Annotated in this window: 15 protein-coding genes and 1 pseudogene; 13 read left to right on the plus strand and 3 right to left on the minus strand. The window is 72.3% G+C overall.

The annotated features are described in order from the left end of the window. Window positions 1–967: 967 nt before the first annotated feature. Together FHU28_RS08355 and FHU28_RS08360 are read left to right on the plus strand one after the other, a co-directional pair. Window positions 968–1846, plus strand: coding sequence for an IS5 family transposase (locus FHU28_RS08355; RefSeq protein WP_376700856.1), 879 nt, complete (start codon window positions 968–970; stop codon window positions 1844–1846). Between the two features lie 27 nt (window positions 1847–1873). Further along, window positions 1874–2190 (plus strand): annotated as a pseudogene (locus FHU28_RS08360) (transposase family protein); the annotation flags it as partial. Between the two features lie 32 nt (window positions 2191–2222). Here FHU28_RS08360 and FHU28_RS08365 read toward each other — a convergent pair. After that, window positions 2223–3122 carry a phosphotransferase enzyme family protein gene (locus FHU28_RS08365; protein WP_184682494.1) on the minus strand — a complete coding sequence of 300 codons (900 nt, stop codon included), beginning with the start codon at window positions 3120–3122 and terminating at the stop codon, window positions 2223–2225. Further along, window positions 3119–4519 carry a helix-turn-helix domain-containing protein gene (locus tag FHU28_RS08370; protein ID WP_260412861.1) on the minus strand — a complete coding sequence of 467 codons (1401 nt, stop codon included), beginning with the start codon at window positions 4517–4519 and terminating at the stop codon, window positions 3119–3121. The genes FHU28_RS08365 and FHU28_RS08370 overlap by 4 nt, the downstream gene beginning before the upstream one ends. Window positions 4520–4865: 346 nt before the next feature. Here FHU28_RS08370 and FHU28_RS08375 point away from each other — a divergent pair, with 346 nt between their 5' ends. The 9 genes from FHU28_RS08375 to FHU28_RS08415 all read left to right on the plus strand — a co-directional run bounded on the left by FHU28_RS08375 (window position 4866) and on the right by FHU28_RS08415 (window position 10422). Continuing rightward, window positions 4866–5096 carry a hypothetical protein gene (locus FHU28_RS08375; RefSeq protein WP_116504297.1) on the plus strand — a complete coding sequence of 77 codons (231 nt, stop codon included), beginning with the start codon at window positions 4866–4868 and terminating at the stop codon, window positions 5094–5096. Then, a complete protein-coding gene (locus FHU28_RS08380) occupies window positions 5093–5335 on the plus strand; it encodes a DivIVA domain-containing protein (protein WP_184682498.1) in 243 nt (80 codons plus the stop codon). Before FHU28_RS08375 ends, FHU28_RS08380 begins: the two co-directional genes overlap by 4 nt. Continuing rightward, window positions 5328–5582 carry a hypothetical protein gene (locus tag FHU28_RS08385; RefSeq protein ID WP_184682500.1) on the plus strand — a complete coding sequence of 85 codons (255 nt, stop codon included), beginning with the start codon at window positions 5328–5330 and terminating at the stop codon, window positions 5580–5582. The genes FHU28_RS08380 and FHU28_RS08385 overlap by 8 nt, the downstream gene beginning before the upstream one ends. A 19-nt stretch (window positions 5583–5601) precedes the next feature. After that, window positions 5602–5982, plus strand: coding sequence for a GIY-YIG nuclease family protein (locus FHU28_RS08390; RefSeq protein ID WP_184682502.1), 381 nt, complete (start codon window positions 5602–5604; stop codon window positions 5980–5982). A 60-nt stretch (window positions 5983–6042) separates the two neighbouring features. Next, the gene (locus FHU28_RS08395) at window positions 6043–7335 is read left to right on the plus strand and encodes an AAA family ATPase (RefSeq protein ID WP_184682504.1); all 1293 of its coding nucleotides are present in this window, start codon (window positions 6043–6045) and stop codon (window positions 7333–7335) included. Between the two features lie 75 nt (window positions 7336–7410). After that, a complete protein-coding gene (locus FHU28_RS08400; protein WP_073830753.1) occupies window positions 7411–7644 on the plus strand; it encodes a hypothetical protein in 234 nt (77 codons plus the stop codon). A 47-nt stretch (window positions 7645–7691) separates the two neighbouring features. Further along, a complete protein-coding gene (locus FHU28_RS08405) occupies window positions 7692–7997 on the plus strand; it encodes a DUF6403 family protein (protein ID WP_184682507.1) in 306 nt (101 codons plus the stop codon). Continuing rightward, window positions 7994–9358: a hypothetical protein gene (locus FHU28_RS08410; RefSeq protein WP_311773544.1), complete on the plus strand. Its 1365-nt coding sequence runs from the start codon at window positions 7994–7996 to the stop codon at window positions 9356–9358. Before FHU28_RS08405 ends, FHU28_RS08410 begins: the two co-directional genes overlap by 4 nt. Beyond that, window positions 9355–10422, plus strand: coding sequence for a hypothetical protein (locus FHU28_RS08415; RefSeq protein ID WP_184682511.1), 1068 nt, complete (start codon window positions 9355–9357; stop codon window positions 10420–10422). Before FHU28_RS08410 ends, FHU28_RS08415 begins: the two co-directional genes overlap by 4 nt. Window positions 10423–10449: 27 nt before the next feature. On the opposite strand, the gene FHU28_RS08420 is transcribed toward FHU28_RS08415, so the two are convergent. Continuing rightward, window positions 10450–11016, minus strand: a complete 567-nt coding sequence (locus tag FHU28_RS08420; RefSeq protein ID WP_073830756.1) for a snapalysin family zinc-dependent metalloprotease — start codon at window positions 11014–11016, stop codon at window positions 10450–10452. A 116-nt stretch (window positions 11017–11132) separates the two neighbouring features. Between FHU28_RS08420 and FHU28_RS08425 the strand changes: the two genes are divergently transcribed. Next, the gene (locus FHU28_RS08425; protein ID WP_311773545.1) at window positions 11133–11531 is read left to right on the plus strand and encodes a globin; all 399 of its coding nucleotides are present in this window, start codon (window positions 11133–11135) and stop codon (window positions 11529–11531) included. 144 nt (window positions 11532–11675) lie between these two features. Further along, on the plus strand, window positions 11676–12389 hold the full coding sequence (locus FHU28_RS08430; protein WP_184682513.1) for a hypothetical protein: 714 nt from the start codon (window positions 11676–11678) through the stop codon (window positions 12387–12389). The last annotated feature ends 10 nt before the right edge of the window (window positions 12390–12399 follow it).

Raw genomic sequence — 12399 nt, forward strand, 5'->3', positions numbered from 1 at the left:
GGACCGGGAGCGCCGGTGGGGAGCAGCGTCGAGGGCGGATCAAGTAGTAGGCGCAGCCAGCTGATTGGACGGTGCGGCTGTGCATCCAGCAGGCCTTGAGCGGCCGCTACCTGGTCCTCCGCGGTGGCTGCGAGAGGGGTGACCTGCGCGCTGTGGCAGGCCGACCTGCCGGACCAGAGATTCATGCGCGCAGGCGGGATCCAGCTTCTCGCAACGGTGGAGGTCACTGTCGATATCCCGAGACTCCGTCGTCGGCTGCTCGGTGACGAGGTGATCGTAGATAGCCGCCAGAAGCTTCCGTCACGCCGTCTGTCCCAAACTCGACACTCAGATGCGATGCTGCGTCAGTGGCTCTCTGATGCGGCCTTGAACAGCGGTGCGCCCTTCTTGTGGGCTGAAGCCACCCGGTCGGTGCTCCGGCGTCGGTCGCCGGTAGGCGTTTTCATTCCGGGACTGGATCCTGCGTCCCGCGCCATCGGCCCAGTGTTAGCCGCAGGTGGAAGCGCCTAGAGCACATTCGTAAGTCGCCTTGGACTGGTGCGTGTACGGCGTGGCGGTGGTCGATGGATGAAGAGGTCTCCGGTAAGTGGGTTAGCGACAAGCAAACCTGAATACCGGAGACCTCGTGGCCAGCCTAGCGGCGGCGCGGCATCACCTAAGCGACGTCCAGTGGCGGCACCTGCCTCCATTGCTGCCCGCGGAGTCGTCGGTGGTGAAGGCCGTGCAAGTGGACCAGGGGGCAGATCATCGACGGCATCCGGTGGTGGGTACGCACCTGTGTGACGTGACGTGACGTGACGTGACGTGACGTGACGTGACGTGCCCGCGAACTAAGGCGTGTTTCGTAACTCGGGGTTGGCCGGTTGAAGTCACGGCGTGGCGGTGATCGATAACTGAAGAGGTCTCCGGTACTTGGTACAACGACCAAGAAGCACCATGCACCGGAGACCTCGTGGCCACCTTAGCGGTGACGAGGCGGCATGACCTGACTGACGCGCAGTGGGCTGTCCTGGCCCCGTTGCTGCCTGCTGCGTCGTCTACCGGTCGGCCGCCGAAGTGGGAGAAACGGCAGCTCATCGACGGGATTCGGTGGCGGATCCGGATCGGTGCGCCGTGGCGAGACGTGCCAGCGGAGTACGCGCCCTGGCCGACGATCTACGGACTGTTCCGTCGGTGGCAGCGCGATGGCACGTGGGACCGAATCTTGTCAGCGTTGCAGGCGCAGGGCGACGCCCGGGGACGCATCGACTGGACGGTCAGCGTGGACTCGATGACCAGTCGCGCTCACCAGCACGCCGCAGGTGCCCGCACCGACGGTCATCTGCAGAAGGAACCACCCGGCGGGGTTCATGACGAGCCGGCCGATCACGGGCTGGGCCGCTCCCGTGGCGGGCTGACGACCAAGACGCATCTGGCCTGTGAGCAGGGCCAGAAAGTCTTGTCCCTGATCGTCACCGCCGGGCATCGCGGGGACAGCCCGCAGTTCATCCCGGTCCTGCGCCGCATCCGCGTGAACCGCCTCGGTGTCGGCCGGGCCAGGACCAGACCGATGCTGGTGCTGGCCGACAAGGCCTACACCAGCCGCGCCAACCGCAGATACCTGCGCTCTCGCGGGATCCGGGCGTGCATCCCGAGCAAGAAAGACCAGGACGCCCACCGCAAAGCCAAAGGCTCCCACGGCGGGCGCCCACCGGCGTTCGACCCGCAGCTCTACCGGCTACGCCACGCTGTCGAGAACGGCATCAACAGGCTCAAACGCCACCGCGGCGTCGCCACCCGCTATGACAAGTTGGCCGTCCGGTTCCACGCCGTCCTGACCATCACCATCATCACCGAATGGCTCTGACCGGCTTATGAAACACGCCTTAAGCCCCCATGGCAAACGTTGTATCGGTGGTTCCGCCGGTGGCAGCGTGATGGCGCCTGGCTCGGATCCTGGCCGGGATGCGAGCTGCCGCCGATGCGGCCGGGCGCATCGACTGGAGCGTCAGCGTCGACTCCACGATCAGCTGCGCCATCAACACGCGGCCGGTGCCCGTCGTGACGGGCGCCAGCAGAAGAACCACCGGGTGGGATCTACGCGAGCCTGCCGATCATGCGCTGGGCCGTTCGCGGGGCGGATGGACCACCAAGACACACCTTGCCTGCGAAGAGGGCCGCAAGGTCCTGGCCACCGTCGTCACGGCCGGGCCCACCTGACGGCAGTCGCTTCGCGAGGACGATCAGACGAGATCAGCAAATGGCTTCCAGTGTGGACTGTGTTCGCTCTGCGCCAATGACCGCAATCGCTTGGCGAACTCGGCCGCAACACTCGCCGAACTTGCGAGAAGCGGCGTGGCAGCAGCGATCATTTTGAGCTCGCGGGCTTCTCGCAGAAGGGGCCAGTTGCGGTCGGACATCACGTCGTATTCGTACGCCTCGGCGAGCGCCCGATGCGCCCCGGTCTTTCCGAAGCGGGCCTCGCCCACAGCTACCGCTGCCAGGTCCACCTGCCAAGGCCCAAGACAAGTGGCGTCGAAGTCGCAGAGCAGGATGCCGCACGATGCGTCCCGGAGCAGGTTGCCGACGTGTGCGTCCCCGTGGATGAGTGACTGCTCCACGCGTTGGTTGAGATCGGCGACCTGCGGCTCCAAGCGGTCGCACCACGTCATCAAGTAGTCGTGGTCCTCTGCGCTCAACCCGTCGGCATCTGCCAGGCGTCGACGCGCGTCCCCGATCGGATCCCAGTGGGCCAGCGGGAAGGGCGGGGGTCCGAGCGCATGAAACCGCCGCAGTGCCGAGCCGAGGTCATCCACCGTGGGAGCAGGCACGGCCGGCGGCACGTAGGTCCACACAGAGGCCACCAAGCCGGCGGCCTCAGCCGGTTGCGTCACGCCCGGTGCCAGCCGGATCGTCGGTGCGCCCAGCTCGGCGAACCATCGCGCCAGTTGAACGACCTTTGTCACCCGGTCCTGGAGCCGGTGGGTTCGTGCGATCCGGATGACGAGCCCCGCGCCAGGCAACGCGAACACGGCGTTGTTGGTGAGCCGCAGGAGCCGGGCATCTTGGATCGGCACGTCAAGACTGGCCGCGATCTCCCGCATGGCACAGGTCATCGCCTCTTCCGAGAACCGTCCGCTCATACCGTCGCCGCCGCCCGGGCGATGAGTGTCCGCTCGAAATCGGCAACCGCGGGAAGGTGACGGTGCCGCCCGAGGTCACGACGCAGATTGACAACTCGATCAACGACGCGCCTGGAACTCAACGCTCGCGACTGTTCGACCACACGAACGCCGACACTGACGGCCCGATCAGGCTCGTCGGCGAGGAAGAGCGCGCTGCACAGTCCGACCTCGTTCAGGACCATGCTGCGGATGTTCGCTGGGCCGAAGGCGACAATCGCGTCCTCGACGCTCTGCACAGCCTGTGCCGTATGAGTGCCGACCTGGCGGGCCATGTCCCGGTATACGCGACCGTACTGCGCGAGCAGCTCGCCACGGTCGTAGAAGGCCATCCAGGCCGGCTCACGCTCGGGATCCACACACTCGAACTGATCACTCGCCCGGCCGAGGAGGGCCAGCGCGCTTCGGTGGTCGCCGAGTGCGGCGGTTGAGGCGGCCTCCGCGCCCCAGAGCAGCGCCTTCACCGCCGGGGTTGCCCGGGATCCCAGCTCAGCGTGTGCCAGCCGCAAAGCGGCCAGAGCGTCCTGGTTGTGCCGAAGGTGTTGCAGTTGCTTGGCCTGCGAATAGCGGATCAGGGCCGCCAGCGGAGCGTCGTCACCGGACATCGCGGCCCGCTCGCCGGCGGCGAAATGCCGCTGAGCGTCCGCGTGTCGGCCGGCGTCGAGTGCGGTCCAGCCGGCCAACTGTCGAGCCGCCGCGATGGCCGCGACCAAGCGGGGTGTCAGCCCGGGCCAGTGTGACCAGTCGAGCATGCGGTACACCGACTCCGCGAACCGGGCGACCTCCCGATAGAGCAGACCGCCACCGCATTCGTAGTCGACCGACCGGTAGAGCTCCAGCACCGCATTGAGCCGAGTCACGTCCGCGCTGCCGATGCGGCGAGGACGGGGATCCTCAGTGGCTCCGACCAGCCCGGCTCCCGCCGACACCGCCGCGATGCCGGCCAGGAGGGTTCGCCGGCCCAGGTCTGGTGCCGCGCGGCTCCCGTCGGCCCGAGCGCTGACCGGGGAGTCTGGACCGACGGCGAACCAGAGAGATCCCGGCGGGATGCGGAGCACGATCGCCCAATGCGCCAGCCGGTCGAGATGCACCAGGGCGGGGCCGTTCTCGATCCGGCTCAACTGCGCCTGCGTGATCCCCAGCCACCCCGCGACGACGCTCTGCGGCAACGGGTTCCGCCCGTGGTACGGGTGGTGGCGGTACGCCCGGATCACCTGCCCGAGGTGCCGTCCGGCCAGCGCCGCCCGGAGCGGCTCATGGTCCCAGAACGAGTCGGGTACCGCGGGCGGCGTGCTGAGGCGGTCGCGCTCGGCGGCCTGACACGGCGCGCAGCGTCCCGTGTCGTTGTCGCGCGCCAAGCGCCCGCCGCAGCGGGGGCAGTTCGCAGGTGTCACCGGCAACCTCGCCGTTCTCGGAGAACCTGTGTCCGAAGTCGAGCCTAGCCATTCAACCCGTTTCGGAGCGGCCCGGTATACGCACCGTGCATATCGCCGGATGTCTCGCGGCGGTGACCGAGCGTATGCGGTGTGTGCATGACGACCACGATCATCAGGGCATGCGGCTCCTGTCGGGAAGGACCGAGAGTCGGCGCATGGCCCGGGGCGGGTGCCGGGCTCCGGTGGAACCGTGTCCCCGATCGCGGCTCCCGCCGTCCCCGCCCGCTCCGGCGCCACTCCACGAGAACCGACCCGGAGGCGCCAGCCGATGTCCGCCGTACTCGCCGATTTCCCCGTCCTCACCCCGGTCACCGACGAGGATCTGCTCGTCGCCGCGCTGGCCGTGCGCGTACATGTGCCTGAGCACTGGCCGCAGGGACCGCTGTGCCGCAGCGAGCGCGTCCCGTACCCCTGCCGGCTGGCCCGGTGGGGGAGGGCGACGCTCGCCGCGGCCGGGTTGCCCGACGACGCCGTGGCGGCCGGGATGGTGGCGTCGTGATCTACGTGACCGGGGAGCGGGTGCAGGCGTACCAGGTGCGCAGCGCCGTCTTCGACACCCGCTGGCGCGGGCTGGACCCGGTGCAGGTGCACGACTACCTGCGTCGGGTCGCCGACGAGATGGACCGCCTGCACCGGGAACTGACCACCGCGCGCACCGAATCGGAGCGCGTCCGTCAGGCCCTCCGGCAGTGGCAGTCCCGCCACAACGGCTGCCGGCGACGCGGCCACGATGGCTGAGCCGCGCTGGATCATCCATCTGCCGACCACGCTGACCAGCCAGGACGCCGCTGCCGACCTGGCCGCCGCGCTCGCCCGGTCGCTCGGGCACCTGGATGCCGTCGATTTCGGCGAGACCACGCTCAGCGAGGAGGACGCACAGCACCTGCGGCATCGGGTCTGGTGCGACCATCGGCTGCCGGAGGCTGGCCGCTGCGGGCTACGGGATGGTCACGGCGGGTCGTGCGGGGCGGCGGAGCTGCGCTGACGCCGGTACCGTCCCCGGCGTGCTGGACACCGAAGAGCTGCTCGCCGAGTTCACGTCGCCCCGCCCGTACACAATGGCGGTCGTTGCCGACGCGCCGGCCGCGCCCGGCGTGCACCTGGTGCTCGACGGTGGTGTGGTCGTCTACGTCGGCTACACCGGTAACCTGCGCTCCCGGCTGCGGCAGCACCTCACCGGCAACCGCGACTCGTCGGTCCTGCATGATCAGGTCGGCCAGCTCCTCGACACGCCCGGCCGCGCCGCGACCCGCGACGACATCGCCGGGTGGCTGGGGCGGCGCGAGGTCCGCTGGCTGGAGACCGACCACCCCGAGGGTACGAAGGACGCGCTGGTCCTGGCGTTGCGTCCCCGCTTCAACCGGCAGGTGCCGAAGGCTCGCTGAGGCGGCGCGTGTTAAGAAGGGGCCCCGCCTCTACCGGAGACGTTAAAAGGGGGCCCTTCCTTGCACGAAGCGGAGCAGGTGATCCAACGGGTGCTGCGGGACCTCCGGGAGGGGGCGCACCGCGGCGTCGTCGTGGACTCGCCGCCGGGCGCCGGGAAGTCCACCCTCGTGGTCCGCGCCGCCGTCGAGATCGCCGCCACCGGCGACCCGCTGATGATCGTGGCGCAGACCAACGAGCAGGTGGACGACCTCATCGACCGGCTCGGTCGTCGGGCCCCGGAGCTGCGCGTCGGGCGGCTCTCCGCCACCGACTACCGGCCCACCGGGCGGGTCACCGGGCATCCGGCGGTCCGGGTCGCGGCGAAGGTCGCCGACCTGGGCGGGCCGGCGGTGACCATCGGTACGGCGGCCAAGTGGGCCACCGTCACCGAGGGGAGCTGGCCGTGGGCGATCGTGGACGAGGCGTACCAGATGCGCGCGGACGCGCTGCTGCGCGTGGCGGGGCGGTTCGAGCGGGCGCTGTTCGTCGGCGACCCGGGGCAACTCGATCCGTTCTCCACAGTGGAGACATTCCGCTGGACCGGGCTGACCTGGGATCCGATGCAGTCGGCGGTGGCCACGCTGCTGCGGCACAACCCGGAGCTGCCGGTGCACCGGCTGCCGGTGTCGTGGCGGCTGCCCGACTCGGCCGCGCCCGTGGTGTCGGCCGCGTTCTACCCGTTCACCGGGTTCCGCGCCGGCACCGGTCCGGCCGACCGGGTGCTGACGTTCACCGAGCCGGGCCCGGGGGACGCCTACGACGCCTCGGTGGAGGTGGCCGCCGCGACCGGCTGGGCGTTGCACGAGCTGCCGGCCCGGCACACCGTGCGTACCGACGCCGAAGCCGCCGCGGCCTGCGCGGAGCTGGCGCTGCGGGTGCTGGCGCGCGGCGCGGTGGCGGTGAGCGAGGCCGCGCCGGGCGGCGCGCCGGTCACCGCGGACCGGATCGCCGTCGGGGCCGCGCACCGCGACCAGGTCGCGGCCATCCGGTCCCGGCTGGGCGCGGCCGGGGCGGGCATCACCGTGGACACCGCCAACCGGCTCCAGGGCCGGGAGTACGACGTGACGATTGTGCTGCACCCGCTCTCCGGCCGACGGGACGCGACCGCGTTCCACCTGGAGTCGGGGCGGCTGTGCGTGCTGGCGTCGCGGCACCGGCACGCCTGCGTGGTGGTGGCCCGGGCCGGGATCGGTGAGCTGCTCGACGCGTACCCGTCGACCGAGCGGGTGCACCTGGACGTGCCGGTGAAGTTCCCGGACGGCTGGGAGGCCAATCAGACGGTGCTCACCCACCTGGACGCGCACCGGGCGTGACGAGGGGCCGTCGCGGCATGTCGGGCAAACCGTTCGGATCTTCCGGCGGTCGAGGGCGGTGGGCACGATGGCCGGATGTACCCTCACGACCCGTATCAGCAGGATCCGTACCAGCAGCAGTATCCGCCGCCGCAGTACCCGCCGCAGGCGTACGCGCCGCAGCCGGAACAGCGGACGAACAGGTGGGCGATCGCACTGTGGGTGGCGGTGCCGGCGCTGCTGGTGATCCTGTGCTGTGCCGGCTGTGTCGCGTCCGGGTTCGCGGGCGGGTTCATCGACGGCTTCAACGAGGGCTATTCGTCGTCGTAGGCGTACCTCGACGCGCGCCGCTGGCGGCGGTGCGTTAGACATGGATCATGACCGCGAGCGTGCTGCCCTGGCTGGGTGGGGGCGTGGTGGCCCTGGCGGCCGGGTTCCTCGCCGCGTTGCTGCCCCGGAGACGCGCCCGCGCGCAGGGCCGGCGCGTCGCCTGGTCGTCGGCGCGGGCGGCGATCCACGACGCCACTGTCAGCCGGGACGCGTCCCCGACGGCGGTGCCGGAGGCGGAGCGGCTGCTGGCCCGGGCCGAACTGCTCGCCGCCGGGCGCGGCGGCGCCGACGCGGCCCGGGCCGCGGCCGAGCACGCGCGCCGGGCCGACGAGCTGTGGCGGGCCGGCCGGTGACCGCGCCGAGGCTGCCGGTGCGCCGGGATCTGGTGCGCTGGTCGCTGCTGGCCGCCGCGGCAGCAGTGCTCGTGGTGTTCCTGGGGGCGCAACGGCAGAGCGTGGAGGTCAGCTACGGGCAGTCCCCCTCGGCGGGCGCGCTGCCGCAGGAGGGGTCGGCCGGGGAGTTGAGCGACGCGAGCGTGCCGTCGGTCGAGGAGATGACGGCGCTGGTCGCGGCCGAACCGGTGGTACGGCTGCCCGGGGCGGTCGCGCGCTGGGACGAGCAGCGGGTACGGGCGGCCATCGGTGACCGGGGCACCCGGATCCTGGTCGCCCCTCCGGGTCTGGACGAGGCGGAACGCCGCCGGGTCAAGGACGTGGATGACGCCGAGATCCGGATCGTCGGTACCGAGGTCAGCGGCGGGCTCTACGTGGCCTCGCCGGACGACCTGCCGGGCTGGCGGGCCCGGTTCGCCACCCGCGACGTGACCGGCCCGCTGCTCACGCTGCTGGCCACGCTGCACGACCAGCCGACCCCGCCGGACCGCGACGACCTGCGCTGGCGGGAACCGACCGGCCCGGAGCTGGCCCCGATGGTGGCCGCGTTGCGCGCCACCGGCCGGTACGTGGGCCCCGGCGCCACGCTGACCCGGCTGCCGGAGAAGGCGGCGAGCAGCGCGTTCCCGGACGGGGCCTGGTTCGTGGTGCTGCCCGCGCAGCCGTACGGGGAGCCGCTGCCCGCGTACGGGCCGGCGCTGCACCGGCTCGCCCCGGACCAGCCGCTCGTGGTGATGTACGGGGACTGGATCGAGTACCACGGTCCCGGCGGGGCGGAGTTCGCCGAGGTGGCCGGCGCGAGCTTCTACGCCCAGTTCGGCAGCCGGCTCGGCCGGTACGCCTATCCGCAGCAGAACGTGCTCGGCACGTACCTGGGCCAGGTGACCGACGTGCGGTACGCGGGGCTGTTCGACCGTCCGCTGCCGTACCGCCCGTTCGACCCGCTGCGGGTGGCGCTGCCGGCGCTGCCCTGGATCTTCGCCGCCTGCGTGGCCGGTTTCGTGGTGCTGTCGATCCGTACCGTGCGTGGGGGTGGTCGCCGTCCGGCCGATGTCGGTCCGGGCGGTACGCCGGCCCGGCTGGCCGGGCTCTCCGCGCTCGCAGTGGAGCTGTCGCTGCTCACCGACGCCCGCAGCGACCCGGCGCTGGTGCGGGGCGTGGGCCGGTTGCGGGCGGCCCGGGACGCGCTGGACGAAGGGCTGCCCGACCGGCACGTACGCGAATTGCTGGCCGACGCGGCGGCCGAGTTGGACGGCGTGGCCCGGGACGTGCGGATGCCCGGCTACCGGCCGGACGTCTACCTGCGGGCGAGGCTGTCGTGAGCGGCGTCGCGACCCGGCCCGCGCGGGTGCCCGCCCGGCGGCGTGCGGCGGCGACCGGTCCGCGCCGGCTGCTCGGCCGCCTGGTCGGCACCGCCTTCGGCCGGGCGACGCTCGCCTGCCTGGCGCTGGCCGGCTGGGCGCTGTGGTCCGGCGGCATCCTCGACGGCCCGGCGGCCCGGCAGGTACGCGGCTCGTCGGTCTACGCCGCGCCCGGGGTCGACCTGGACCGGGCTGCCGCCGAGCGGGTCATCGGCAACCGGCGGCTGGTGGTGCTGATCATGGAGCCGGGCGCCGACCTGCGGGAGGCGTGCGCCGACACCAAGCGCGCCACGCAGGGCACGCTGGTGCTGGCGATGAGCCGCGACGGCGAGGACTGGGACACCTACGGCTGCTCCCGGCTCGGCGGCGACGGCGCCAAGGACCTCGGCCGGGCGATGGTTGCCGAGACCACCATCGGCCGGGGCGCCGACGCGTTCGTGGACCGGCCGGTCGAGGCGCTGAAGGTGGTCGTGCTCAACTACGACCGGCTGGTCCGGGCCGGTCTGGTGCCGGACGGGGCTCGTACCATCAGCCCTTCGCTGCCCCGGTACCTGCTGGCCGGTGGCGCGGTGACCGGCGTGGTGGCCGGCGCCGCGGTGCTCTGGTTCGGCGGTCGCCGGGCCGGTCGCCTGGCCGACGCGCGCCGGGCCGGGCGGGACGCGCGCGCCGACGAACGGGCCGCGCTCGGCGCCGCCACCGCGGTGCTCGCGCAGCAGATCATCGACCTGGACGGGTACGCCGGGCCGGCCGCCCCGGCGCACCGGCGGCTGGCCGCCGACTACGTCGGCCTGCTCGACGAGGTGTCCGAGGTGGACGACGACGCCGAGGCGCTGCGCCGGCTCCGGGAGCGGGTCGAGGAGCTGAACCGCCGCGCGGCAGCTCTCGCCGACGACGCCGCGTCCGGTCGGGGCGCGGACCGCACGGGTGGCCGGAAGCCGGACAAGCCGACGGCCGGGCGGCCCGGCAAGGCGGCGGCCGGCGCGGCGGCGGGGAAGGGCCGGACGCGCGGACGGGGCCGGCGGTGACCCGCCGACCCCGTCGTCACTGCGTCGTCAGCGCTGGGCGCCCACCGTCGCGGCGGCCGGCCAGCTGCCGGTGAAGACCTGGGCGGGCGTCGCGCTGCGGGCGGCGAAGCCGAACAGCGAGTCGACCCGGGATGCCTCGGCGGAGCTGGGGTACGGGTTGGTGCAGCTCGTACCGGCGCTGCCACCGGACATCAGGAGGGCGCAGTTGCCGTTGTAGTTGTCCGGCAGGCCGAGGATGTGGCCGATCTCGTGCGTCATGATGCGCAGTGCCGAGTACTGCTGGGCCTGGTTGTAGTCGATCACCACGCGGCCGTTGCCGAGGCTGGTGCGCTGGGCGTACGAGCCGCCGCCGTAGGTGTAGGTGATCCGCAGGTTGGACCCGCACTGGGCCATGTTGATGTTGTTCGTGTAGTTGTTCCAGATCGCCGCCGCCTGCACCGCCGTGTTGGCGAACGGGCCGGCCTGGCTGATGTTGTAGCAGACGTTGCGGACGGCGGCGGAGGCCGGAGCCGGGTTGACGGCTACCGCGCCGAGCGCTGCCAGCGTCGCGGCCGCGAGGGTGGCGAGGATCCGGGACAGCTTGGGCTTACGCATGGTTCACACTCCTTGGGATGGGGGGTGAGCGGAACGCCGCAAGCCTATATATAGGTGTTCATCGATATCAAGTGCCACGGTGAACTGACCGGGCTCGACCATCCGTACCCCTGGTCGTGCGGACCACGGAGCTGGTGACCTGTCCCGGCGAGTCGCGCGACCGGCTCGGTCCGGTCGCCGTACGCGAGGCGGTGCACCGCTGGCTGCGGCTGATCGCGGCGGACGCGGAACTGGCCCCGTACCTGATCGGGGTCGACCGCCGCCGGCTCGCGGCGCTGCTCACCGCCCGGCTGGACACGGCGCTCGGCGGTGTGTGGCGCAGCGCCGGCGGCGCGTTCCCGGCCGGGGCGCCGGACGGCCTGCCGGTCCTCGGTGGCGCGCGACGGCCGCCGTTGAGCGAGGAGCAGCGCTGGCGCGTCCTGGACTATCTGGCCGCCGCGCTCTGGACGCTCGACCTGCCGCCGGCGGCGCTCGTGAACGCCCAGCGGGCCGTCGCCGGACTGCTGCGCGCCTGACCGCGCCCGCGCGGCAGCACAGGAACGGTCATTCACGCCGCCGGGTATCCCCGGCATTCCTGTCAATCTCCCGTCACGCAGGGTGTTTTCCTGATCGCTTCCGGTCGATAACGTCGGGCCACTGCCGTCGACGAAGGGCCGACGATGAACGACAACGGACACCCGCTCGACCGTCGGCGACTGCTCGCCGGCGCGGCGGCAGCCTCGGCGGTCACAGTGACCGGCCTGGCCGTCGCCTCCACCCAAGCCACCGCCGCGGCGGCGCCCGCCCGCCGCGCGACGCCGCTGATCGCCCGGGACCGCATCGCCACCGCCGCGTTGCGCGCGCCCGACGGCTCCGCGCTCGCGGTCGGCGTCCAGACCGACTTCCACGCCCGGCTCGCCGCCTGGCTGGCCTTCTGGTCGGCGAACTCGCCGCCGGCCTGGAGTACGCCGGTGCAGGTGGTCGCCCGGATCGAGCCGGCCGGCGACGCGCTGGTGCTGCACGCGATCCGGCACCGCCGCGACGACGAGCTGCACGCCGGGTTCACCGCCGGCCGGCGCGACGCCACCCACCTGGCCACGCTGGCCAGCCTGCATCACCACTTCCCGAGCGTGCGGGTCCGGCCGGACGGCACGATCCGGGTCGCCGACGGATCCGCCGGGTTCACCGGCGCCCCGGAACAGGTCGCCTTCGCGGTCGCGGCCTGCCGCGAACTGTGGGGCGACGCGGCGGCCACCGCCGACCGCTGGGCGGAACACGCCGCCCGGGTGCTCGCCCGCGCCGGGCAACGCACCGACGCCGCCTCGCACGCCGGCTGGGCGGCCTTCACCCGCACCAGCCTGCGCCGCGGGCTGGGCACCGAATCGTACGAGTGACCGGAGGAAG

This window comes from Micromonospora echinospora, assembly GCF_014203425.1.
Classification (GTDB): Bacteria; Actinomycetota; Actinomycetes; order Mycobacteriales; family Micromonosporaceae; genus Micromonospora; species Micromonospora echinospora_A.

Excerpts from the sequence above, each read along its gene's own strand:
- FHU28_RS08365 (WP_184682494.1), bottom strand. The coding sequence starts at position 3,122 with ATGAGCGGACGGTTCTCGGAAGAGGCGATGACCTGTGCCATGCGGGAG.
- FHU28_RS08375 (WP_116504297.1), top strand. The coding sequence starts at position 4,866 with ATGTCCGCCGTACTCGCCGATTTCCCCGTCCTCACCCCGGTCACCGAC.
- FHU28_RS08385 (WP_184682500.1), top strand. The coding sequence starts at position 5,328 with ATGGCTGAGCCGCGCTGGATCATCCATCTGCCGACCACGCTGACCAGC.
- FHU28_RS08400 (WP_073830753.1), top strand. The coding sequence starts at position 7,411 with ATGTACCCTCACGACCCGTATCAGCAGGATCCGTACCAGCAGCAGTAT.
- FHU28_RS08405 (WP_184682507.1), top strand. The coding sequence starts at position 7,692 with ATGACCGCGAGCGTGCTGCCCTGGCTGGGTGGGGGCGTGGTGGCCCTG.
- FHU28_RS08420 (WP_073830756.1), bottom strand. The coding sequence starts at position 11,016 with ATGCGTAAGCCCAAGCTGTCCCGGATCCTCGCCACCCTCGCGGCCGCG.
- FHU28_RS08430 (WP_184682513.1), top strand. The coding sequence starts at position 11,676 with ATGAACGACAACGGACACCCGCTCGACCGTCGGCGACTGCTCGCCGGC.